Annotated in this window: 36 protein-coding genes; 35 read left to right on the top strand and 1 reads right to left on the bottom strand. The window is 52.5% G+C overall.

The genetic code is table 11. The annotated features are described in order from the left end of the window. The first annotated feature begins 2 nt into the window (after positions 1–2). From M989_RS10555 to M989_RS10630, 19 genes are all read left to right on the top strand, one after another. Positions 3–752 (top strand): ATP-binding protein, encoded by a 750-nt coding sequence (locus M989_RS10555; RefSeq protein ID WP_064545064.1) that lies wholly within the window; start codon positions 3–5, stop codon positions 750–752. Beyond that, positions 749–949, top strand: coding sequence for a hypothetical protein (locus M989_RS10560; RefSeq protein ID WP_064545066.1), 201 nt, complete (start codon positions 749–751; stop codon positions 947–949). The genes M989_RS10555 and M989_RS10560 overlap by 4 nt, the downstream gene beginning before the upstream one ends. Continuing rightward, on the top strand, positions 946–1,197 hold the full coding sequence (locus tag M989_RS10565) for a hypothetical protein (RefSeq protein ID WP_064545068.1): 252 nt from the start codon (positions 946–948) through the stop codon (positions 1,195–1,197). Before M989_RS10560 ends, M989_RS10565 begins: the two co-directional genes overlap by 4 nt. After that, positions 1,194–1,367 carry a hypothetical protein gene (locus M989_RS25515; RefSeq protein WP_157093533.1) on the top strand — a complete coding sequence of 58 codons (174 nt, stop codon included), beginning with the start codon at positions 1,194–1,196 and terminating at the stop codon, positions 1,365–1,367. Before M989_RS10565 ends, M989_RS25515 begins: the two co-directional genes overlap by 4 nt. After that, the gene (locus tag M989_RS26235; protein WP_245191248.1) at positions 1,364–2,113 is read left to right on the top strand and encodes a hypothetical protein; all 750 of its coding nucleotides are present in this window, start codon (positions 1,364–1,366) and stop codon (positions 2,111–2,113) included. The genes M989_RS25515 and M989_RS26235 overlap by 4 nt, the downstream gene beginning before the upstream one ends. After that, positions 2,106–2,432, top strand: a complete 327-nt coding sequence (locus M989_RS10575; protein WP_061279094.1) for a hypothetical protein — start codon at positions 2,106–2,108, stop codon at positions 2,430–2,432. The genes M989_RS26235 and M989_RS10575 overlap by 8 nt, the downstream gene beginning before the upstream one ends. Further along, on the top strand, positions 2,429–2,665 hold the full coding sequence (locus M989_RS10580; protein WP_245191249.1) for a hypothetical protein: 237 nt from the start codon (positions 2,429–2,431) through the stop codon (positions 2,663–2,665). The genes M989_RS10575 and M989_RS10580 overlap by 4 nt, the downstream gene beginning before the upstream one ends. Then, positions 2,662–3,309, top strand: a complete 648-nt coding sequence (locus M989_RS26040; RefSeq protein WP_209438761.1) for a hypothetical protein — start codon at positions 2,662–2,664, stop codon at positions 3,307–3,309. Before M989_RS10580 ends, M989_RS26040 begins: the two co-directional genes overlap by 4 nt. 127 nt (positions 3,310–3,436) lie before the next feature. After that, positions 3,437–3,604, top strand: a complete 168-nt coding sequence (locus M989_RS26240) for a YdcA family protein (protein ID WP_071524449.1) — start codon at positions 3,437–3,439, stop codon at positions 3,602–3,604. Between the two features lie 139 nt (positions 3,605–3,743). Continuing rightward, positions 3,744–4,343 carry a DUF1367 family protein gene (locus M989_RS10590; RefSeq protein WP_064545070.1) on the top strand — a complete coding sequence of 200 codons (600 nt, stop codon included), beginning with the start codon at positions 3,744–3,746 and terminating at the stop codon, positions 4,341–4,343. Then, entirely contained in the window at positions 4,343–4,549 is a 207-nt protein-coding gene (locus M989_RS10595; RefSeq protein WP_064545072.1) for a hypothetical protein, read from the top strand. Before M989_RS10590 ends, M989_RS10595 begins: the two co-directional genes overlap by 1 nt. A gap of 2 nt (positions 4,550–4,551) precedes the next feature. After that, a complete protein-coding gene (locus tag M989_RS10600) occupies positions 4,552–5,199 on the top strand; it encodes a recombination protein NinG (protein ID WP_064545074.1) in 648 nt (215 codons plus the stop codon). Beyond that, positions 5,196–5,837 carry an HNH endonuclease signature motif containing protein gene (locus tag M989_RS10605; protein ID WP_064545076.1) on the top strand — a complete coding sequence of 214 codons (642 nt, stop codon included), beginning with the start codon at positions 5,196–5,198 and terminating at the stop codon, positions 5,835–5,837. Before M989_RS10600 ends, M989_RS10605 begins: the two co-directional genes overlap by 4 nt. Further along, on the top strand, positions 5,834–6,013 hold the full coding sequence (locus M989_RS10610; protein ID WP_064545078.1) for a hypothetical protein: 180 nt from the start codon (positions 5,834–5,836) through the stop codon (positions 6,011–6,013). The genes M989_RS10605 and M989_RS10610 overlap by 4 nt, the downstream gene beginning before the upstream one ends. Continuing rightward, entirely contained in the window at positions 6,010–6,132 is a 123-nt protein-coding gene (locus M989_RS26245) for a hypothetical protein (RefSeq protein WP_245191250.1), read from the top strand. The genes M989_RS10610 and M989_RS26245 overlap by 4 nt, the downstream gene beginning before the upstream one ends. Further along, entirely contained in the window at positions 6,129–6,911 is a 783-nt protein-coding gene (locus M989_RS10615; protein ID WP_064545080.1) for an antitermination protein, read from the top strand. Before M989_RS26245 ends, M989_RS10615 begins: the two co-directional genes overlap by 4 nt. Positions 6,912–7,663: 752 nt before the next feature. After that, a complete protein-coding gene (locus M989_RS10620) occupies positions 7,664–7,933 on the top strand; it encodes an HP1 family phage holin (protein ID WP_064545082.1) in 270 nt (89 codons plus the stop codon). After that, the gene (locus tag M989_RS10625; RefSeq protein ID WP_157093535.1) at positions 7,911–8,477 is read left to right on the top strand and encodes a lysozyme; all 567 of its coding nucleotides are present in this window, start codon (positions 7,911–7,913) and stop codon (positions 8,475–8,477) included. The genes M989_RS10620 and M989_RS10625 overlap by 23 nt, the downstream gene beginning before the upstream one ends. Next, complete coding sequence (locus M989_RS10630; protein ID WP_064545086.1) at positions 8,477–9,013, top strand: hypothetical protein; 537 nt, start codon at positions 8,477–8,479, stop codon at positions 9,011–9,013. Before M989_RS10625 ends, M989_RS10630 begins: the two co-directional genes overlap by 1 nt. Positions 9,014–9,155: 142 nt before the next feature. Here M989_RS10630 and M989_RS10635 read toward each other — a convergent pair whose 3' ends face one another. Next, positions 9,156–9,671: a YfbU family protein gene (locus tag M989_RS10635; RefSeq protein WP_083965145.1), complete on the bottom strand. Its 516-nt coding sequence runs from the start codon at positions 9,669–9,671 to the stop codon at positions 9,156–9,158. Between the two features lie 167 nt (positions 9,672–9,838). On the opposite strand from M989_RS10635, the gene M989_RS10640 reads away from it, so the two are divergent. The 16 genes from M989_RS10640 to M989_RS10715 all read left to right on the top strand — a co-directional run bounded on the left by M989_RS10640 (position 9,839) and on the right by M989_RS10715 (position 21,911). Further along, positions 9,839–10,480, top strand: coding sequence for a hypothetical protein (locus M989_RS10640; protein WP_059686807.1), 642 nt, complete (start codon positions 9,839–9,841; stop codon positions 10,478–10,480). Positions 10,481–10,718: 238 nt separating this feature from the next. Then, positions 10,719–11,288, top strand: a complete 570-nt coding sequence (locus tag M989_RS10645; RefSeq protein WP_064545088.1) for a hypothetical protein — start codon at positions 10,719–10,721, stop codon at positions 11,286–11,288. Next, entirely contained in the window at positions 11,230–13,353 is a 2,124-nt protein-coding gene (locus tag M989_RS10650; protein WP_059360704.1) for a phage terminase large subunit family protein, read from the top strand. The genes M989_RS10645 and M989_RS10650 overlap by 59 nt, the downstream gene beginning before the upstream one ends. A gap of 8 nt (positions 13,354–13,361) precedes the next feature. After that, the gene (gene gpW, locus M989_RS10655) at positions 13,362–13,625 is read left to right on the top strand and encodes a gpW family head-tail joining protein (RefSeq protein WP_000483309.1); all 264 of its coding nucleotides are present in this window, start codon (positions 13,362–13,364) and stop codon (positions 13,623–13,625) included. Beyond that, a complete protein-coding gene (locus M989_RS10660) occupies positions 13,625–15,262 on the top strand; it encodes a phage portal protein (RefSeq protein ID WP_001045359.1) in 1,638 nt (545 codons plus the stop codon). The genes gpW and M989_RS10660 overlap by 1 nt, the downstream gene beginning before the upstream one ends. Further along, positions 15,259–16,125, top strand: coding sequence for a S49 family peptidase (locus M989_RS10665; protein ID WP_001052909.1), 867 nt, complete (start codon positions 15,259–15,261; stop codon positions 16,123–16,125). The genes M989_RS10660 and M989_RS10665 overlap by 4 nt, the downstream gene beginning before the upstream one ends. Position 16,126: 1 nt before the next feature. Next, positions 16,127–16,717, top strand: coding sequence for a hypothetical protein (locus tag M989_RS10670; RefSeq protein ID WP_001085197.1), 591 nt, complete (start codon positions 16,127–16,129; stop codon positions 16,715–16,717). After that, a complete protein-coding gene (locus M989_RS10675; RefSeq protein ID WP_000371937.1) occupies positions 16,717–17,121 on the top strand; it encodes a head decoration protein in 405 nt (134 codons plus the stop codon). Before M989_RS10670 ends, M989_RS10675 begins: the two co-directional genes overlap by 1 nt. Positions 17,122–17,218: 97 nt before the next feature. Further along, positions 17,219–18,268 (top strand): major capsid protein, encoded by a 1,050-nt coding sequence (locus tag M989_RS10680; protein ID WP_000427679.1) that lies wholly within the window; start codon positions 17,219–17,221, stop codon positions 18,266–18,268. Position 18,269: 1 nt separating this feature from the next. Continuing rightward, positions 18,270–18,650 (top strand): hypothetical protein, encoded by a 381-nt coding sequence (locus M989_RS10685; protein WP_001118869.1) that lies wholly within the window; start codon positions 18,270–18,272, stop codon positions 18,648–18,650. A gap of 4 nt (positions 18,651–18,654) precedes the next feature. After that, a complete protein-coding gene (locus M989_RS10690) occupies positions 18,655–19,014 on the top strand; it encodes a head-tail joining protein (RefSeq protein ID WP_000537794.1) in 360 nt (119 codons plus the stop codon). Then, positions 19,011–19,556 (top strand): hypothetical protein, encoded by a 546-nt coding sequence (locus M989_RS10695; RefSeq protein WP_001083242.1) that lies wholly within the window; start codon positions 19,011–19,013, stop codon positions 19,554–19,556. Before M989_RS10690 ends, M989_RS10695 begins: the two co-directional genes overlap by 4 nt. Positions 19,557–19,559: 3 nt before the next feature. Then, positions 19,560–19,757 (top strand): DUF2635 domain-containing protein, encoded by a 198-nt coding sequence (locus M989_RS10700; RefSeq protein ID WP_000497745.1) that lies wholly within the window; start codon positions 19,560–19,562, stop codon positions 19,755–19,757. Next, a complete protein-coding gene (locus tag M989_RS10705; protein ID WP_001568795.1) occupies positions 19,754–21,256 on the top strand; it encodes a phage tail sheath subtilisin-like domain-containing protein in 1,503 nt (500 codons plus the stop codon). Before M989_RS10700 ends, M989_RS10705 begins: the two co-directional genes overlap by 4 nt. Before the next feature lie 3 nt (positions 21,257–21,259). Then, positions 21,260–21,631 carry a phage tail tube protein gene (locus M989_RS10710; RefSeq protein WP_000896638.1) on the top strand — a complete coding sequence of 124 codons (372 nt, stop codon included), beginning with the start codon at positions 21,260–21,262 and terminating at the stop codon, positions 21,629–21,631. Position 21,632: 1 nt separating this feature from the next. Beyond that, positions 21,633–21,911 (top strand): phage tail assembly protein, encoded by a 279-nt coding sequence (locus M989_RS10715; protein ID WP_059686814.1) that lies wholly within the window; start codon positions 21,633–21,635, stop codon positions 21,909–21,911. Positions 21,912–22,010: the final 99 nt, after the last annotated feature.

Here is a 22,010-nt window from a genome sequence, read left to right on the forward strand (position 1 = left end):
CAGTGAAAAATATTGTTAATTCCGGCAGCGCGCTTGATCGCCTGAAGAAACTCATTCCGCCCGGCGTACAGCCGAAGTTCACCAGCGCAGAAGAACTGCTGGCGTGGCAGCGGGAAGAGGGCCTGAAACATTGCGAGGAGCTGAGTCGACTGAACCAGAAGGCGCGCACTGAGAAAATCTTCGGTCGCTCTGGCATCCAGACCTTGCACCGCAGCTGCACGTTCGCCAACTACGAAGTATCCAGCGAGCAGCAGCGCAAGGCCTACACCATGGCGAAAAGCTACGCGCAGAACTTCGGGACCGGCTTTGCGAGCTTCGTGTTCAGTGGCGGCCCGGGCACCGGAAAAAACCATCTTGCTGCGGCGATTGGCAATCATCTGCTGTCCGGTGGCCATACGGTTCTGGTTGTCACCATTCCGGATCTGATGCTACGGGTTCGCGAGTGCTACGACGGCGGCCAGTCGGAAGCCTCTCTGCTGGATGACCTCTGCAAAGTTGATCTGTTGGTGCTGGACGAGGTCGGCATTCAGCGCGGGAGCAGCGGCGAGAAGGTCATTCTGAATCAGGTCATCGACCGTCGTTTGTCGTCAATGCGGCCGGTCGGTGTCCTGACAAACCTGAACCATGCAGGGCTACAGGACTCTCTGGGAGCGCGGATTATCGATCGCCTCCAGATGGATAGCGGCATCTGGGTGAACTTCGATTGGGCCAGCTATCGCAAGAACGTATCGCATCTGAGGGCCGTGAAATGAGCATCGTAAAAACCCACACCGGCATCGTTATCACCAAAGACGGCCCGCAGCGCAAGAAGCTGCACGAAACCAAAAGCATGTGGTGCGCAGGGAAAAACGAGATGTATCACAAGGACACCGGGCGTCGCCACTTTGGTGAAAAAACACGCCGCCGCCTGCTGCTGGAAACGATCGAGAAAATCGGGAGCGAGTCATGAGCGAAATCACTGTGAAACAGACTAAAAAGGCGATCGCAATTATCGCTGAGTACCTCCAGCGCGCCAGCCGGAACGAGCAGCTGCAGGAAGCCAAGGTTCGACTGGACAAGAAAATCGTTCTGCTTTCCGACGAAGAGCAATGCGATCAGAGCATGCTGATGGCTGCGTTTGTACCAGCCATGACCAGCCACACCCGGGAGAAGTTCTTCGAAGAAATCGCAGTAGCACTGGAAGGAGCCGCGCGATGACCAAGCCGCGCTATCTCAAAGCGGGTACCGCGAACTGCCCCAAGTGCAAAGGCTCGCTGGAATGGGAGCAGCACTTCGGATTCATGAAGGTCTACAACGTTGACGGAAAAGAGCTGTATCAGGGTCGCTGCATGCAGTGTAAGACGTACTGGGGAGTGAAAACGAAATGAGCAACGATATCACAGCACTGATGGCGACCATGAAAGCGGCAGCAGAGAGAGCAAAGCATGCTGGCGCGGCACAAATTATGCCGTTCGATACGCGAATTTCCGCTCTCAATGAGTTTCAGTTGGCTGCGTGTCCAGCCAACGTCCTGGCGCTGGTAGAGGCGCTGGAGAAGGCGCAACAGTCGGCAAATATTAACAATCAGTGGAAACCTGATGTTTGCCCGATTACCCGTCGTAAATTCTTTATGTGGATTGAGCATCCAGACCTTGGTTATGTCCCTACATACGGCGGCCCGTTTGATAGCTACACCATTCCCTCCGGGGATAGTGATGGAGAGTTTTCCTGCGAACGTTACGACCATGATGTCGGTGGGTGGGTAGACGGTGAATGCGTAGGGTCTTACCTGATTGACGAAGACGAGCAATGCCGCGTTTACGAATTAGAACAGAGAGTTACCGAACTACGCGAGCAACTGAGAACTGTCGAGTTGTCGAATAGCGTGCTTGAGTCCCGCACCGTCACCGTGAAGCTGCCGAATTCGTTCTATCCGGACGGAGATATTGAATTGCCGTTAGTGATGAACGAGTACCAAGTCATCGAGGCTCTTGTTGCTGCTGGCTGTAAGCCGGTTGCAGTTTGCCCACGCTGCAAACGTGAGCTCGATTTATCGGTCAAGCATGATGGTGCGCATTACTGCCATCGCGCCGCTGGCATCCAGGTTATCGAAGGAGAGCAAAAGAATGGCTAAATCAACAGACGTACATGACCTGTTAACTGCTTACCAGCAACAGGCTCGAAAAATACCAGCGAAGGGTGTTTACGCTTCAAGACACCGCCAGGTTGAGGTTAATGCGGCTCACGTTCGCAAGATAATGCGCAAACGTCGGCGCTCAGCAGGCAAGTCAAATAAGCTCGGCTATCGATTTACTGCGGAAATGCGAGTCGCACTGATTTGCGATATGAACTTTTGGGCGCTGGTATGTCGCTCTAACCGCCAGAACTCCAATTTGACTAATGGAATCGTCGTCGCTGCGGGAATTCCGGTTATCGAAGGAGAAGGACAATGAGCATGTCGAATGTAACTAAAATGACGTGCGTTCACTCGGAGAACCCTGAGTGGTTCACTGCTGGCGCTGAATATGACTCTGAGCCTAGAGGGGAAGATACCTGCATCTGCGGAGATAATCTCGTGTCCAACCTGAACCCAGAGGATTGGTATGAAATGAGTCAACGGGCGGATGGTTTATGGTTTCTTACTGGCTATCAGCAGTCAGTGTTATTTCAGGAGCGTGCAGCATGACATTCAACTTAACAGACCCAGCTAACCACCCGGCAAACGGACCGCTAACCGTTGAGCGCATTGAGCGCGTTATCGAAGCGCTTGAGAGTTCTCTCGCTTATCGCAACGGCAGCACCTTGGACCATTTCATTGCTGATGCGGTGAAGGGGCTGAGAGAGCTGCGGGAGAGCCGGGAGGATGAGATGGTATTCCCTGATGAGATGACTATTTCTGACGACATGAATCTCTATCAGAAAAGCTTTGCACAAGGCCATAACGCCTGCCGAGCAGCCATGCTTCAGGGCGCCGAACAGGAAACGACGGCTTACAAGTTGCCATTCGAGCAGTGGCTTTCGCAGCAGACAGGAACTATTGACGTCGAATGTGGATGCGTAATGACGGAGGTATTTTTCCACTGGCTGCGCGTTGCGTATGAGGCTGGCAACTCTCCGGTAACTCCGGATGGTTGGCAATTAGTTCCGAAAGAACCTACAGTAGCGATGAATAAAGCTGGCTGGGCTGCAATTAACGAACATGATGAAATTAACCCGACGTATAGAGCCATGCTCGCAGCAGCACCGCAGCAGGACGTGAGGTTAGCATTGGAAATCGGCATGTCCCGTTACGCAGGTGCTATGCAAAAGCTCGTAGACTCTGGTGATTGATATAACCTGCCATACAAGCGATATGTGAATTCCCATATCGACAATATAACCCGCTACGGCGGGTTTTCTTTTTCGCTTCATCGATCCCTGCTACGATTCACTTACTTTTACTGATGGGAATAGGGATATGAAGAAAGTTCTTGTTGTTTTATTGGTGTCACTTTTTTCACTGACAGCAACGGCAGCAAACAAGCCATGCTCAGGTAAGAAAGGCGGAATATCGCATTGTTCGGGTGAAAAATTTGTTTGTAATGATGGCTCTATCAGCAAGTCCAAGAAGGTTTGCCAGAAATAGTTATCAATAAATAGCACTCACCATCAAGATTAAACCCGCTACGGCGGGTTTTTTCTTGCATTGATTTTCCATTATCACCTGTACATAATGTCAGTGTCAGCCTGAACAACTGACAGCCTTATGCGCCACGGAGAGTACCATGGCGCACGAACTACAACTCATTAAGCAATCATCAGGAATCCTGATCCCCGCTACGCCGGAGACCAGCGATATTCTGCAATCAAAAATCAAACTCGGCGCCGTGCTGGTAGCCGAATTTCGTCAGGTGAGGAATCCCGCATTCCATCGCCGTTTCTTTGCGCTCCTGAATCTCGGGTTTGAATACTGGGAACCTACTGGCGGGGCGATCTCCTCCAACGAACGCAAGCTGGTAACCGGGTACGCTAAATTCCTTGCCTCATTCGCGGGAAGCGAAGCAGCACTCCTGGATGCTGCCGAGCAATATCTGGACCGCATCGCCGATAAGCGCGCCGGTAGCATCAGCATCTGCAAATCCTATGATGCTTATCGCGCCTGGGTGATCGTCGAGTCTGGTCACTATGACGCTATTCAGCTTCCTGACGGAACACTTCGCAAACATCCCCGCAGTATTGCCTTCGCTAACATGGACGAAACCGAGTTCCAGCAACTGTACAAAGCCGCGCTCGATGTTCTGTGGCGCTGGGTATTGTCCCGGGCATTCAAGACTCAGCGAGAAGCGGAAAACGCCGCATCGCAGCTCATGAGCTTTGCGGGGTGATGGCGATGAAATATTCCTGGTTCCACCATCACGAATGCACAACCGAACAGGCAAACGAGCTGGTGGCTAACTACCAGCGCCGCGGCGTCAAAGTCGAGCGCAGCCTGAACCGTGACAACATCACCTGGACTATCAGCGCGCAGTTGCCGGAAGGCGATAAAGCGCCGCGCCCGAGCCGTGTGTGGCAAAGCAAGGCGTGGGGGTGAGCATGGCAAAGCTACCGCGCCGCAAGTGCGCCAACAAAGAATGCCGCCAGTGGTTCCACCCGACGCGGGACACACAGACCGTATGCGGTTACGAGTGCGCCAGAGCCGTCGGCAAAGAACAGACCAGAAAAGCCCGGGAGGATGCGCAGCGAGAGGCGTCTGCCAAACAGCGCGCCACTGAGAAAAAAGAGCGCCAACGTCGCCAGAGGGTGCGCGAGTCATTGAAGACTAAATCCCAGTGGGATAAAGAGGCCCAGTCCGCTTTCAATCGGTACATCAGGATTCGTGATGAGGGGAAAGACTGCGTCAGCTGCGGCAATCCACTCATTGGCAAAAGCAACTATCTGACGGGTAGCGCCATCGATGCCAGTCACTACCGTTCCCGCGGTGCTGCGTCACATCTCAAATTCAACGTGTTTAACGTTCACTCAGCCTGTACACGGTGCAACCGGCAATTAAGCGGAAATGCTGTCGAGTACCGCATTCGCCTGATTGAACGCATTGGCCTGGAACGGGTCGAGAGGCTCGAATCTGACAACGAGCCTCGCCGGTTCGACATCCACTACCTGAAGAGAATCAAGTCAATTTTTTCCCGTAGAGCGAATGCGCTGAGCAAGCGCCGTCAAAAAGCCCAGGAGAGTGCTGCATGAAATGCAAAGTTGAAGGTTGCGATCGTGAATGCAAGCACTACCCGGGGAAGGGCATCTGTCAAATGCATTACTTCAGGATGATGCGCTACGGAACCTACGAACTTACAAAAGTTGGAAAGGGAAAGGCCAGGCAGAGGAATGCTAAGGGTTACCAGATGCTCAAGATTCCAGATCATCCGTTGGTAATGGCAAATGGGTTCGTTTATGAGCATCGGAAGGTTATCTATGACCGACATGGCGAGACACTACCTCCGTGTGAGAAATGCGGAAAGACTGTCACATGGAAGACAGCGCATATCGATCACATTGATGAGGTTGTTGACAACAATGACGAGTCAAATCTGAGGGTTCTTTGCCGTGCATGCAACGTCATGCGGTCTCGAGTCCACATTCCAGAACATACCAAAAAAGGGAGAGCCGGGATTACGTTCTCCGGAGAAACAAAAACAGCTACCGAATGGTCAAGGGACCCTAGGGTTTCTGTCTCCGGAAATACAATCAAACTTCGGCTGAAAAAGGGAATGAGTGTCGAAGATGCATTGTTTTCGTCAAAGGTGACCCATAGGCATACGAAGGCGCGGGGTAGAACGCCCATATATGGCGAATATCTGGGGCCGAAAAAGCAGGAGGCAGCATGAGTCATCACAACACACTGGCGTTAATCAACTGGTATCGCAGCAAGAACGTAGCCGCTGTCAGGACTCCTACAGGGATTGTTTTCATGGGCATGCGAAACATCACCGCTAAACAGCGTGAAACCCTCCTTGCAATACCGCAGGCGGAACTTGAATCAGCACTAAGGTGGCAGCAATGACACCACAGCAAAGAGAGCTGTACGAGCTAGAAAGCGTCATGCGCGCCAAGATGCCGCCAGTAGCAAAACATAGCCAGAACCAGACCAAAGACAAACAGCCAAAGAGGGCCGCAGCGTGAATCTTGAAAACACCGTGAAATACCACTTCGCAAAATCCACGCTGATTAGCGATTCCCCGCGCGCTACCGCCTCAGATTCACTGACCGGCACCGATATCATGGCTGCTATGGGCATGACACAGGAGCGCGCCGCTATGGGTTACAGCGCTTTCCTTGGGAAGATGGGCATTAGCCAGAACGACCGGGAACGGGCGATCTCGCTGCTGGCCGAGTATGCGCTGACCAAATGCGACAAGGTCGCCGCGCTGCGCAAGCTCGCCACCGGGGTTAAGCCGTTGGTCATGCACCAGCTTGCCACCTTCGCTTTTGAGGACTATTCCCGCAGCGCCGCCAGCGTGAAGCAGTGCGATTGTTGCTCTGGCGTTGGATTCATTCAGGCTGATGTATTCACTAATAAATTCCGCAAGCCAGAAGGCAAAATGACAGTGTCCGGAATGGTGAAGGTCAAAGAGTCTGTGAAGGTGCTCTGCAAAAAGTGCAATGGTGCCGGAACCGTTAGCGCGGCATGCAGTGATTGCCACGGGCGAGGAAAGGCTGTAAACCAAGACCTGACGGAAAAGCAGGGCATTCCTGTCCTGGCGGATTGTAAGCGCTGCGGCGGTCGCGGATATGAACGTATCCCATCAACTGAGGCCCACGCAGCTGTTTGCCAAATTACGGATGCCATCAGCCTGGATACGTGGAAGAAGTCTGTTAAGCCGTTCTACGATCAACTGATCACGAAATTTGATATCGAAGAAGCCTGGGCTGAAGCGCAACTGAAACAGATAACGCGATAAGGATTGTGGAAATTAATTCGCGCTATTTACTTTTCCCGAATCTGTGTTAATTTTATCCCAACGATGGGTTAATGCATTCGTTTCAAGCCCTGCGGTTAACACCGTGGGGCTTTTGCGTTTCTGAAGGGTAAGAAAATGCATCAGTAAACGGATAGACCGCAGCCGAAAGGCAAAGCAGCAGTCATGATGCTGCCCCGAGTCGCCATTGAGCGAGCCTGTGTAGCGATGGGTAAGGGTTCATAGATCAAAACTAGCTCCGGTAGAGCAGCGCGAAAGCCAGACGCGCACCGGTTATCAGCGGCGATAGAGCGACAGCACCTCAAGGGCATGAGCGTGGCCACTACGTCAGTGTGGTTTGATATAATTATTGGTATGCCGTAGTCTAAAAGTTAATAGCGATTTATATGAGTAACTAGGATGCTATTCTTTTTTGAAAGCACATGGCCTATTTTATCAGTCCTTGTCTTAGCTTTAGCTATGATTGCTTACGGGTTGCAACGAAAAATGATAATGATAATTCTAATTTTCATCGCAGTTGTGATTCTGATTGCAGGCGCACTATTTTTTAATATCGATTAGCAACACCGCTGCATCAACATCATCCATAACATATCAGGCCTGCTCCTCTGAGTGGGCCTTTTTTATTTCAGGCTCCGGGAAAACTCCCCGACGTATGTTGTTGTTAAATCAGCCCGAGAGCCTGAACCCCTTTAAAACACACAGCACCATCCGAAATATCCGGAGGTGAGGCTATGACCAGAATGAGCACAATTTACAGCAGACTTTCATATGGGACGGGAACCGCGTTGACTGGCTGCGGTGTCTCTGCAAAGGCCCATGCCGAAATAACTAAAGAGGTATCGTGGATGCTTGCCGACAAAGTAGCCGGACTCGGTTTAAGTGACTGGGCAATTATTGTCGGTATCGCATGCACCGTTATCACCTGCGGCGTGAACTGGTATTTCCGCTGGAAAGAACGGGAGGACCGACGTAATGGCTATGCCACCAAAGCTGAGGAATAGTGTTATTACGGCTGTACCTCTTGGCGCTATCGCTATTGCTTCCGCGCTTATCACTGGCCCAACTGGTAACGATGGACTGGAAGGGGTTCGCTACAATCCCTATCAGGATATTGTCGGGGTCTGGACGGTATGCTGGGGCCATACAGGCAAAGACATTATCCTCGGCAAGACTTACACCAAAGCAGAGTGTCAGGTGCTACTGGATAAAGACCTGAACGCCGTCGCGCGCCAGATTAACCCGTATATTAACGTTCCTATCCCAGAAACCACGCGCGGTGCGCTTTACTCGTTCGTTTACAACGTCGGCGCTGGAAATTTCAAAACCTCCACACTGCTACGTAAAATCAACCAGGGCGATACCAAAGGCGCATGTGATCAACTGCGTCGCTGGATTTACGCCGGGAAGAAAAAATGGGTGGGGTTGATGACCCGCCGCGAGATTGAACGAGAAGTTTGCCAGTGGGGTGAGAAGCCCCAAAAGCTTAGTGATGGGCTTGGGCCACTAACCCCAGGAACACCAGCAACGGTTCCGGGAGTATTCTGATGAAACCCAACAAAATTGCGATAGCCGCGATTCTACTTGTGGTCGTCGTAATCATCATCGCGGTGCTCTGTGTGATGCTGGCGCGCAGCAATGCGGCACTGGCCACGTCCGAGAGTGACAACCGGGTGCTGCGCAGCGACAACGCACTACAGGCGACGGTGATAACTACCCAGGCGTTCAACTTCAACCGTTTTAACCAGGTAGCAGAAAACGCCAGCCGACTCAACTCGCTGATTGATGCTGGTACCGAAAAGACCGTCATCGAATACCGGGAGATTCTCCGACGTGAAAAAACCTGTGATCTGCCTGTTCCTGCTGATATCGCTGGCGGGTTGCTCGAATACGCGCACCGTTTACGTACCAGCGCCATGCACACCGATACCAACAGACCTGACTCAGCCGATGATCGTGCCGCTGCCGCCAGCCCAATGACGTATTGCCAAGCTGTTTTGTGGATTAAGCCGCTGCTGGGAGTGATTGAGAAGGGCAATAATAATTTCGCGGGTATACGTCAAATCGAGCAGGATAGAAAATGAATCGTAACTCTATTTGCAGATAAATCACGGAATAAATTTATATGTGAATAGCATGAACTGCGAAGTAGAGCGGAAAAGAAGTTATCAGCATAAATGATAAGTATGCACTGCGATGACTAAGGTTGATCGCAGTGCAACCAAATCAGCGATTGGAAGGATGAACTCGAGCGTTTAGAATTGCGCAAAAGCCATCATATGGGATTCCTACGTCATGAATAAAATCTTTTCTGATTGGTAAGAACTCATTAAGCATACGCTGATAAATTGCTATGCGTGGGGAATGAGAGTTTTTTACAATGTTTTGAGTACTAAAACGGTCAAGTAATTTGAACATTCTTGTAATACTTGCGTACTCACTTTCATTGTTCCAGTCGAATCCACTGAAAATCACATCGTGCTTGTAATTGAAATTGCTAACATCTTTTAGTAATTTTTCTTTTTGAATGTCAGTCAAATTTTCGTATGTATATTGTAATAAGCCGAACATATCTAGGACATCACATACGAAAGTAACTTCAGGTGGGGTTGGTGCACCCGTTGACAAATCTTGATAAGCCCACTCGATGGCCCAGTAGTTTCCAGTATCGATTGCTGTTCGAATTATTTCAGGGTTATAGCTGTTCTCAATACCTAACTTTTCATAAATATCGCACATCATAAGGATTGTAACTTTTCTGCTTGTGAGTAGCTCATATTAGTTTCCTTTTAAGGGCTGAATCGAAGAAAAGATATTGGGTTTTTTTCTCGATAATCAATGAAAATCACCATATTTATTGTCATTACCATGGGCAGACCATCGTAGTGGCATTAGTTAGGGAGACTGTTATGGCGACGCTTAAAGACCTTTCCAGTCAGTTAAGGCAGTTGCAGAAGCAGATACCGTTTGCGACTGCCCAGGCGATGACTAAAGTTGTTCGCCAGATTGAGTCAGCCCAAAGAACAGCATTTGAGCGGCATCTGGATAATCCAACACCTTTTACAGTTAAATCGGTAGGGTCGGTTGGTGCCAGAAAAAACAACCTTCGTGCAAAGGTGTTTGTTCGTGATACTGCTGCTGGTTACCTTGAACCCTTCGAGTTCGGCGGAGAGCACAAGCTTAATGGTAGTGCTTTGCTTAACCCGAAAGACATAAAGCTCAATAAATACGGCAATCTACCGCGTAATAAGCTCTCTCAGCTTAAAGCAAAGCCAAACGTATTTATTGGTGACGTTGGCGGCGTGAATGCCGTGTGGCAGCGAAAAAAGCCCAAAACCAAAAAAGCGAAGAAGCGGGCAAAGCGTTCTCCGAACGGCACGCGCAGGGATAAGATTAAGCAACCTGCACCAAAATTGCTCATTCGGTTTGGTGACGCTCTTCCGGTTAAACCAACGCTCGGCTATATGGACAGAGCAAACACCATGGCCAACGCATTATTACCCTCAGCGCTGCACCAGGCGATTGCTGAGGCGATTAGCTCGGCCAGATAGCCCCCCAGGGGTTTTGGGTCCTTCCTGAGCCTTTTGTAAGGCACGGGCATTGCGCGCCGCGGTGTTTTCCTAGCTACAACTTTCAGATTTGTGTCCCATGTCCCACCTCTGGCGATCATTACGGACACCTCGCCAGCTCTGGCTATTCCAGTTTATTCCAGTGGGACATTCTGGTGGGACATGGCAAAAATGTCCCAGGCGAATGTCCCACCCCAGAAAATGTCCCAGGTGATGTCCCATGACAACGATGAACCAGAGTCAGTACGCACAACATTCAGGTGTGGATCGCAAAACAATTGGCCGGTGGATTAAAGCTGGGCGCTTCATTGTGATGGACGGAGACCTGATTGACGTAGAGGCCAGCGATGCGGCATTGAAGAAAAACCGCGATGGCAAAGACCCGCGCGCCTCGAACGCGAAGAAAAAGAAAACTCCCGTCGTCAGCGATAACGATGATGACGGTGATGAAATCAATAAAACTGTCCGCCAGATAATGCTCACTGAAGGGGAAGATCTTTCGAGAGAGGAAGCGGGACGTATCCGCGAGAATTACATGGCCCTGCAGGCAAAGCTGCAGTATGAAAAAGACAGCGGCCAGCTTATTGAGCTGACAGCAGCCGAGGAGGTTTTATTCAACGCCTTTCGCCAACAGCGTGATGCCTGGCTTAACTGGCCGTCCAGGGTGGCGCCGCTAATGGCTGCTGATCTGGATGTACCGGCGGACAGGATGACAGAGGTGCTGATTGAACATGTCCACAAACACATCTCAGTCCTCGGAGAGCCAGAGTTTAACCCGGCAGAAGATTGAGCGTCTTGAATTAAGCGTCCGCAAAGGCTGGACACCCCCGCCGCGTATCAGTGTGCCGCAGTGGGCAGATGACTATCGTAAGCTGGCAAAAGAGGCTGGGAGCACTTCGGGAAACTGGGAAACATCGACGGTAGAAATTGCCCGCGGACCGATGCTTGCCGCGACGGAGTCCGGGGTTCATATCATCACTGTAATGTGCTGCACCCAGTTGATGAAGACAGCACTGCTGGAAAACCTTTTTGGCTATTTTGCCCACCTCGATCCTTGTCCGATACTGCTGCTGCAGCCGAAAGAAGAAGCCGCTGAACAGTTTTCGAAAGAGCGTATTAGCCCGCTGGTAAGGGTGACGCCGGTACTGCGTAAAATCATCGGTGATTCGAAACAGAAAAGCTCGAAAGAAACCATTCTTTACAAGGCATTCACTGGCGGATTTCTGGCGCTGGCGGGTGCTGGTAGCCCTGATAACCTTGCGCGTCGTCCGATTCGTGTCCTGCTGGCGGATGAAGTGGACAAGTACCCGATAACCCGCGAAGGCGATCCTATTGCGCTGGCCGAAGAGCGTACAGCGACATTTGGCCTGACCTGGCTGTCTGTGCGCGCCTGTTCGCCGACGGTGGAGGATGAGAGCCGCATTGCTGACAGCTACGCCGACTCCGATCAGCGCCGGGCATCTGTAGTTTGCCCGCACTGTGGCCACCGCCAGTTCCCCGACTTTTTCAAACACGTTCAGTGGCCGAAAGAGGGGGATAAACACCTGACTAAATCGGCGATGCTCTATTGCGAATGCTGTGGTAGTGGCTGGTCCGAAGGACAGCGCCTCAGAGCTCTGCACACTATCCGATGGCATCAGACGCGCCCATTTGAGTGCTGCGGGGAGCGGCATTCACCGCTGATGGATTATGACCTTGCCTGGCGGGCGGCAGACGAGGGCAGCGTTGAAAAGGTCTGGCAATGGTCAGAGTCGGAGCGGCATGCGGTCTATCGGGCAATCTGCCCCTCCTGTGGAAAGGAGGCAGTCGATAACCACCACGCGGGGTACCAGGCATCCAAGCTTTTCAGCCCCTGGCAAAAAGATAAGCCGTCGGATATTGCGAAAAAATATATCGATGCGAAGGGCGATCCGGATAAGGAACAGGCGTGGTGGAATACCCAGATGGGGCTTCCGCACCGGCCTAACCATGGGAAACAGCTCCCTGTTGATGTTCTGCTGGCGCGCCGGGAAATATTTCCGGCCGTCGTTCCGGACGGAGTGGCATTGTTAACGGCTGGAGTTGATACCCAGGACGATCGCTTCGAAATTACGATCACCGGCTGGGGGAGAGATGAAGAATCGTGGTCGGTCGCGCATGACGTTATTTATGGTGACCTTGAGACGGAAGAACCCTGGAAGCGACTGGATGCATACCTGAAACAGATCTGGCGACGTGGTGACGGGCGCGGCCTGAATATCATGGCAACGTGCATGGACTCCGGCGGCCACCATACGCAGAAGGTATACGAATTCGCCAAAGAGCGCCTTGGCCGTCGTGTCTGGGCAATTAAGGGGGAGTCTGCGCAGGGGGGCAAACGCAATCCTGTCTGGCCGACCAAACGACCATCATCGAAAAGCAAAGCCAGTTTCCGCCCTGTCATTCTGGGTGTTAACTCAGCAAAAGACGTGATACGCGGTCGCCTGCATCTTGAGCCACCCAAACCTGGTGCCGCCGCTGCGGGTTATATGCATTTCCCTGATGATCGCGATCTCGGGTACTTCAATCAGCTGCTGGCGGAGCGACTGGTTTACAAAGTCATTTCCGGGCAGAGGTACAGTATCTGGGAAGCAATACCAGGACGTGCTAACGAGGCGCTTGACTGCCTCGTTTACAGCTATGCCGCGCTGTGCGGTCTCAAACATATGGGGTTAAAACTCAACGTCCGGGCCGCCAACCTCGAAGCCGATCCGGATAAGTTCCTGCCAGCGCCAGTTGGACAGGAAGAAAAAATCAATTACGAGCTGCCGGGTGCGGTTATTGAAGAACCAACGCCGGTCAAACGTAAGCGAATATCGCAACTCCTGCCGAAATAAGGAAAATCATGTTCAACCGGAACACCAGCCTGCTTGCTGGCGCAATGACTGACGATCAGCTCAGAGATGCACTTGCGAAAGCTCAGCAGGCGTACATTGATTTAGCAACCGGGAGCCACGGTGTTTCGTTTTCCTATACGCAGGGAGACGGGACACGATCAGTGTCCTATCAGCAAAGCACCCTGGCTGATCTGCTGGCCCTGATTCAACTTCTGCAGGCGCAACTGGGGATTATCTCTCGTCCCCGGAAACCAGCGAGGTTTAGATTCTGATGAATAAAGTACAGATACTGGGCTCTGATGGGCAGCCGTTGCGACAGCAGCGTCCCTCTATGCTGGTGGGGGGGAGCCGCGTACCTTATGACGCAGCTGACTCTTTCAGCGATCAACTGGCGAACTGGCAACCCGCGCTGTGGTCCCCGGACAATGAAATTAACATTTACCGGGATCGCATCGTGTCCCGCGCACGCGATCTGGTCCGTAATGACGGCTGGGCAAACGGTGCGGTCACACGTCTGCTGGATAATGCGGTTGGTGCCAACTTCCGCCCCATCATGAAACCCGATTACCGTGTTCTCAGAATGATCACCGGAAACAAGGCGTTTGATGCGTCCTGGGCGGAAGAGTACGGAAAAGCACTGGACGGGCACTGGCGGACCTGGAGTAACGATCCTGGCCGGTATTGTGATGTTGAACGAAAACTCACCGTGTCGCAGATGTTACGCCTGGGATTTCGTCATAAGCTTATTGACGGGGATGCTCTGGCCATTCTCCAGTACAGAACTGACAGGCTTGGTCCCGGAAGAGGGCGTTACGCCACCACGGTACAGATTGTCGATCCTGACCGCCTCAGTAATCCTCAGCAGAATTTCGATATGCCAAATGTCCGTGGTGGCGTTGAAATTGATGCGGACGGTGCGCCGGTTGCTTACCACATCAGGGAGGCCCATATCGGTGACTGGTGGAGCGGGGCTAAAACCATGACGTGGCAGCGTATCCCGCGTGAAACTGACTGGGGCCGCCCGCATGTGGTTCACGATTTTGATCATGAGCGTGGCGCGCAGCACCGCGGTAACGGCATCCTGACTCCGGTTATTCAGCGTCTGAAAATGCTGGTGAAGTATGACCAGAGTGAGCTTGAGGCAGCAATTCTTAATGCCATCTTTGCCGCTTACATTGAGTCACCCTATGACCCTGCGATGGTTCAGTCTGCCCTGGGCGAGACCTATGACGAGTCGGAGTTAGGCACTTATCAGGACGGGCGTGTTGAGTTCCATAACGATCGGCGTCTGACACTTCAGAATGGTGCCCGAATGCCCATTCTTTATCCTGGTGAGAAAATCACGACGGTTAACGCGGCGCGGCCCTACAGCAATTTTGAAGTCTTCGAATCTGCTGTTCTCCGTAATTTTTCTTCAGGAACAGGGTTGTCCCCACAGCAGGTCACTCAGGACTGGTCTGACGTTAACTACAGTTCTGCACGCTCCTCGTTGCTGGAGGCATGGAAAACACTGACTCGCCGCCGGGACGATTTTTCTACCGGCTTCGCTCAGCCCATTCTCACCGCCTTTGTTGAAGAAGTTCACGACAATGAGGATTTACCCCTGCCCGCAGGCGCACCTGATTTTGTTGACGCCAGAGCCGCGTATTCTCGCGCGCGCTGGATGGGGCCAGGGCGCGGCTGGGTGGATCCGGTTGCAGAGAAAAAAGGCGCCATTCTTGGTCTGGATGCCGGACTTTCCACCCTCGAGATTGAGGTGGGTGAAAACGTCGGTGAAGACTGGGAAGAAGTGCTTGATCAGCGCCAGAGAGAAATTGAGTCATGTCTTAAACGCGGATTACCGCTTCCGAGCTGGGCACAGGCTGACCAGTTTGCGAGCCAGACCATTACCGATCCGGAGGAAAAGTGAATCTACCCCATCTGGCCCAGCGATTATTTAACACCCCGCTGGCGCTGCACCCGAGTAAAGCCGAAGTCATCATGGCATCCGTAATGGACCGATTTGGTATCAGTAAAATCGAATCTTCTCTTGCCATGGAGGATGACTGGTACGGATATGACGATAACCGGGGACGTGAATCCCGTAGTGATCCGGGTTATGACAATGTGCTGGGTGTCGCCGTCATCCCGATATGCGGAACGCTGGTGCAAAAACTGGGCAGTCTGCGTCCGTACAGTGGAATGACAGGGTATGACGGCATTCGTCAGGCGTTTCTTACTGCGATGGAAGATCCCGACATTTCGGGCATTTGCCTGGATATCGACTCACCCGGCGGCGAGGTCGCTGGATGCTTCGATCTGGTTGATGTCATTTACGGCTCCCGGGGGAAAAAGCCTATCCATGCCATTCTGACGGAAAGCGCTTATTCCGCTGCGTATGCCATTGCCAGTGCAGCGGACCGGATTTCTGTTCCGCGCACCGGCGGAGTGGGTTCTGTGGGTGTGATCACCATGCACCTTGACTGGACGCAGCGGATTAAAGATGACGGTCTTAAAGTTACGATCATCACCTATGGATCCCGCAAGGCTGAAGGTTCGCCGCTGAGAGAGTTGTCAGATGAAGCGCTGGCCGCCATCCAGCAGGACATTAACACCATGGGCGAATTGTTTGTGAACACTGTTGCCAGAAACCGGGGGATTAGCGCAAAGGTTATAAAAAGTACCCAGGCCGCCTGTTTTATGGCTGCTGATGGCGTTGAAATTGGACTGGCTGATGAGGTGTGTCCTCCTGACGCTGCGTTCAAAAACTTACTTGAAAAAACAGGAGCCTGAAATGGCAAAGAAAAAGACGTTTAGTTTTGCTCACCTCATTGGTCTTGGCCCTTCCGCTTCTGAGGAAGAAGAGGATAAAAAAGCCAAAAAAGCGAAAGCCCGTCGCGCGGAAGAGGATGAGCGCGAAGATGATGCCGATGATGATGAGCGCGACGACGACGCGGAAGAAGACGAACGCGACGATGATGCTGAAGATGACTGCGATGATCCGGATGCGTCAGAAGATGATGATTCTGAAGACGACGGCGACGACGATCGCAAAGAGAGTAAGGCGGTAAAAAATGCACGCGCTGCTGAGCGTAAACGCTGCGCCCGTATTTTCGGCAGTAAGCATGCAGCTGCGAATCCTTCACTGGCCGCGTCACTGGCTTTCAATACCGGGATGAGTTCTGCGGCAGCAATTAATGTCCTAGCCTCTTCGGCTCCGGCCGCAGCCGCATCTCAGCCATCCCGTAAACGCTCTCTCGATCAGCGTATGCAGGAAAGCCACCAGGTCCGGCTTAATCCGGATAGCGGACAGAAAGAGACCGGAAAGTCTGCGCTGGTAAGTAAAATGACCGGCCTCTACAACTCCACAAGAGGAGAGAAATAATGGATCAGTTTGGTCAGAATGCGTTTGCGCCTGGCATGAAGAGCGCGCTGTTTGTTCCGGATCAGCTTGTCGCTGGCACGCTCCAGCTGGTGACTGACACCGGGATCATTACGGGCGGTGCCTTTAAGCGTGGTACTGTCCTGGGCCTGGTGGCTGCCAGCGGGAAATACACGCAATGTGTGAAAACGGCTGAAGATGGCAGTCAGTTACCCGTTGCTATTCTGGTTGATGATGTTGATGCATCGTCTTTCGATCAGAACGGCGGCCTGTATCTGATGGGGGAATTCAACCAGCACCGAATTATTTTTGATAACTCCTGGACGACCGCTGACCTGAAAAAAGCGCTCCGACCGCTGGCTATCTTCCTGAAAGACAGTGACCAGGCACCTGTAACCACCTCCTGATTTCCCCCACGGCTCTCCTGACGAATGCTTTAACCGGCAGGGGCTGGCTCGTTTAAATTTTTTGCCAGCTGCGGCTGGCACTATCAAGAGACTGAATATGGAAAATATTTTTGATACCAGCGTGCTGGTGCAGGTTGTTCCTAACCTGAAAACCAGTCAGAACTGGCTGCTCGATCGCTTCTTCCCGAATGTCGTAACTTACGAGACTGAAGAAGTGGCGATTGATGTTGATGTCGGCCTGCGTCGTATGGCGCCGTTCGTCTCCCCGCTGGTGGAAGGTAAGCTGGTCGAATCCCGTAAATACCAGACCAATACCTTCAAACCGGCATACATCAAAGATAAGCGCGCGCCGGACCTGCGCAAACCTATCCGCCGCCAGATTGGTGAGCGTATTGGCGGGGAATATACCGCTGCCGAGCGCGAAATGCTGAACCTTCAGTTTGAAATGACTGACCAGATTGACATGATCAACCGTCGTCTGGAATGGATGGCGGCGAGTGCGCTGGTGTCTGGGACCGTAACCGTCGCCGGGGAGGGCTATGAAACTCAGGTGGTGGATTTCGGGCGTGCTTCGGATCTGACCATCACTCTTAGCGGCTCGGATAAATGGCCACTGACCGTTGCAGCTGGCGCTACCAATACCCAGCCATCAGATGACATTGAAATCTGGCAGACTACTTTCCTGAAAGAGTCCGGCTCTGTCGCCACGGATCTGGTCTTTACGAATAAGTCATGGCGTGCATTCCGACTGGATACCACCATCAAGGATAACGCCATTACATTCCCGGCGCTGAGCCCGTTTGGTAACCAGATTAACGCCGGCCCACAGGTAATGAAGGGCGCAATTTATAAAGGGCGCTGGGGTAACTTTGACCTCTGGTTATATAACGACTGGTTTATTGACCCGCTGGATAACGTCGAGAAGCCTATGATCCCCGATGGCGCTGTCATTATGAGTGGTGCCGATCTGATGGGTACCCGCGCCTTTGGCGTTATCCTGGACCCGGCTTTCAACTACGGTCCGCTGGCTTATGCGCCAAAATCCTGGGTGAAAGAAGATCCAGCCCAGCGTCTTATCCTGATGCAATCCTCCCCGCTGGTTATTCCGAGCCGGGTAAATGCATCCCTCTGCGCAACGGTGGTCTGATATGGCAAAACAACCTAATACCGGGCTGGCTGATGATCTGAATGCAGAAGGATCTGCCAAAGACGGCCTGAGCGTTGACGACCTGAATGCTGGCGATAACACCCAGGAAAAACAGCCTTTGAGCAAAACAGATGATGCCGAATTGTCTGTTGATGACGATGGTGGTGACGAAAAATCCGGAGACACTGAATCGCAGGAGTATGTGGTGTTGAAAGGGAATTGCATTCGTCATGACGGGGAGATGTACCGCGAAAATATGCGCATCCCTGTAACCGGCAAAGATGCTGAGCGTCTTCTGCAGTCCGGCGTTATTGCTGATGTTGATGTGCTTCGTAAGCGAGTTCTTGCTTCTCAGCCATCAGTTTCAGTTACGACAGGGTAATGACATGGGCGTGGACTGGGATTCTCATCTTCTGAGTCCGCTGCATGATGTCTTTGGCGATGAGCACGAGTACCGTCCACGTAACGGTACTCCTTTTACAATTAACGGGATTTTTGACCGTGGTTATGCGCAGGTTGCTGAAAACCTTGATGGCGATTCAGAAATTAACACCTCCAGCCCGATGTTGGGTGTACGCGATGCTGAATTTCGCAAGCTGGGTAAATCGCAACCTGCTGTATCTGACCGGGTATTTATAAAGACGGTCGGTGGTCACATCATCAATCAGTTATTTGTTGTGTCAAACGTCGAACCCGACAGTCATGGCGGATCTCGTCTTGTCCTCAATGTGGTAAAACCGCGATGAATTCAGCAGCGATTCGGCAAATGGTTGTCACTGCACTAACCGGGACAACCAGCGCGGGCGACCGCGTATTCTCTCCACGCGACTGGTCAACTTCACCAGATATGTATCCTGTGTTGTTGGTTCAGACGCCTTTTGAACAGAAAAAATCACAGGGGCGTAATACCCCTGCTTTTACCACCCTCACCACTGTCAGGATCACTGGGCGCGTTCAGGAGTATGACGGCGATACAGTGGATGATGGAGCCATGCGGGCAGAGCTGGCGCTTGAAAGCCTTCGCGAGCAGGTGGAGCGCGCGGTGATCAACAGCTACGAACTGACGCGGAATATTCAGAAATACGCGGAAGTTCGTTCAACCATCAATGTTGATTCAGAAGGAGAGGCCCATATGGGGCAGCTTCTTTTCGAGATCGACATAGAGCATTACCAGGGGCCGGAAGATTTTTATCCTGTCCAGTCGGTTCCCCTTGAGGGCATGGATATTGCGGTCGACATGCCAGACGGCACAGTTAAACCGGGTATCAGCCTCAATCTTCAGGAGTAATCCATGTTTGTTAAGCCGAACAACGGGCTCAGCGTTCGCTGCCCCGTCAAGGGCATCCCATTGCCTAAAGAGGGTGCTGAAGTACCTGACAATATTTTCTGGCGTCGCCGTCTGAGCGATGGGGACGTGATCCTCTCTAAAAAGGATGAGGGCGCGCCAGAGAAACAATCATTACCTAAAAAAGCGGGAGAAAATGAATGACCGTACCTTTCGCTCGTGTTCCCGATAACCTGCGGGTAGGGCTTTTCTTCGTTGAGTTTGATAACTCAATGGCGAATAACGCCACTGCCACGCAGCGCACCCTGCTTATCGGTGGGATGCTCAGTACCGGCTCAACCCTGCCTGGTATTCCGCAGCGAGTTTCCTCTTCGGATACCGTCGGTGAGCTGACAGGAAAAGGGGGAATTCTGCAGGCCATGATGGCGGCGTATCAGAAAAATGATACCGCAGCCGAAGTCTGGATCCTGCCGCTGGAGGAAGACTCCGATTCCATGGTGGCTGCAACCGGCACCATTAAAGTGAGCAGCGCACCGACGGCAACCGGAGTGATCTCCCTTTATATTGCTGGTGAGCGCATTCAGTTGACCGTTGTAGCAACAGATACGGTGGCAGCGATCGCCACCTCTCTGGCCGCGGCGATTAACGCAAAAACCACGCTACCTGTAACCGCCAGTGCGACTACGGATACCGTAACCCTGACCGCGAAGAATCTTGGTGCTACGGGTAATGGGATCGACATTCGCCTGAACTTCCTCGGCTTACCTGGAGGCGAGTCCACACCTGCAGGCCTGGAACTGACGATTACTGCTATGTCTAACGGAGTCGGGGCTCCGGATATTACCGGCGCGCTGGCAAACCTGCAGGATCGGACATTCGATTTCATCATCAACCCTTACGACGATACAACCTCGTTGAATGTGATGAAGGAGTTCCTGTCAGACACTGGCGGTCGCTGGGCATGGGACAAGCAGCTTTATGGCCATTCCTTTGGTACCACCACCGGGACTTACGCCCAGCTCGGTACCAAAGGTGAGCTGCGCAATAACCAGCATGAGACCCTGCTGGGCGTAAATAAATCGCCGTCCCCTTCCTGGGCATGGTCTGCAGCTTACACCGGCGCAGCTGCGGTGAGTCTGCGTAATGACCCCGGCCGCCCGCTACAGTCGCTCGCTGTTCAGGGGGTGCTTGCGCCAGAACTGCAGGATCGCTTTGAGCTGACCGAGCGTAACAATCTGCTGTACAGCGGCATTTCGACATTTACGGTCGATGACGATGGCACGGTGCGCATTGAAAACCTGATCACCACCTACCAGAAAAACAGCTATGGCGATGCAGATGATAGTTATCTGGAAGTGGAGACGCTGTTCAGCCTGATGTTTGTGACCCGCTACCTGCGAACAGCGGTGACCAGCAAGTTTGGCCGTATGAAGCTTGCTGCGGACGGGACCCGATTTGCACCTGGCGCGGCGATCGTCACGCCAAACATTATCAAGGCCGATCAGATTGCCGAGTACCAGACTCTGGTATGGAACGGTTATGCGCAGGATGCGGAGGCATTCGCAAAAAATATCATCGTCGAGCAGAACGCCAAAAATCCGAACCGCGTCGATGTGCTGTGGCCGGGAACCCTCATGAACCAGTTGCGCATTTTCGCGCTGCTCAATCAGTTCCGCACTCGGGCTGAATCAACAGGAGCTTAAACGATGGCAGGTGATACTACTAACCGCCTGGCGGGAACCGCCTATGTCACTGTTAACGGTGTGACGGTAATGGTGGAGGGCTCGTTTAAATACCAGGCTGCCACCGTAAACCGTACCACCCTGACAGGGATGGATGGTGTGCACGGATATAAGGAAAAACCTGTGGCGCCATACATTTCTGCCCGACTGCGTGACAGTGGCGGAACGAATGTGCAGGGCTTTAACCAGCAGACGAACGTCAACGTGATCGCCGAGCTGGCTAACGGGAAAACTATTATTGGCCGTTCACTCTGGACGGTCAACGTCCAGGAAGTGGAAAGCGAAGATGCAGTATTTGATGTTCGCTGGGAAGGCCGCGACGTAACGGAGAACTAAGATGGCTGAGATTGAACGCGTCAAAATTATTCCCTTAACCGTAGCGCTGGATGATGCCGCGGAGAAGACCACCTATACGCAACTGGAGCTGAAAGCGCCAACGCTAAGCCAGGCGGAGCAGTTTTATGAGAAACAGGCTGCGTCAACGACGCTTGCGGCGATGCGCCTGCTTATTGCGCTGGTTTCCGGTACGCGTGAAAGCGTGCTGCAGCCGATGGATTTTCTCGACTTCCGTAAGTGTGAGGAGTATCTGCTCAGTTTTTTGACCTGGAAGCCCTGACAACCTGGCAGGAAATGGCCGCTGACGTCACCTTCTATTTCCGCTGGTCTGAGGACAGGGCGTGGGGAATGACCCGCGCCCGGCTGAAATGGTGGGTGG

Origin of the sequence: Kluyvera georgiana ATCC 51603, from assembly GCF_001654985.1 — a bacterium.
Lineage (GTDB): Bacteria > Pseudomonadota > Gammaproteobacteria > Enterobacterales > Enterobacteriaceae > Kluyvera > Kluyvera georgiana.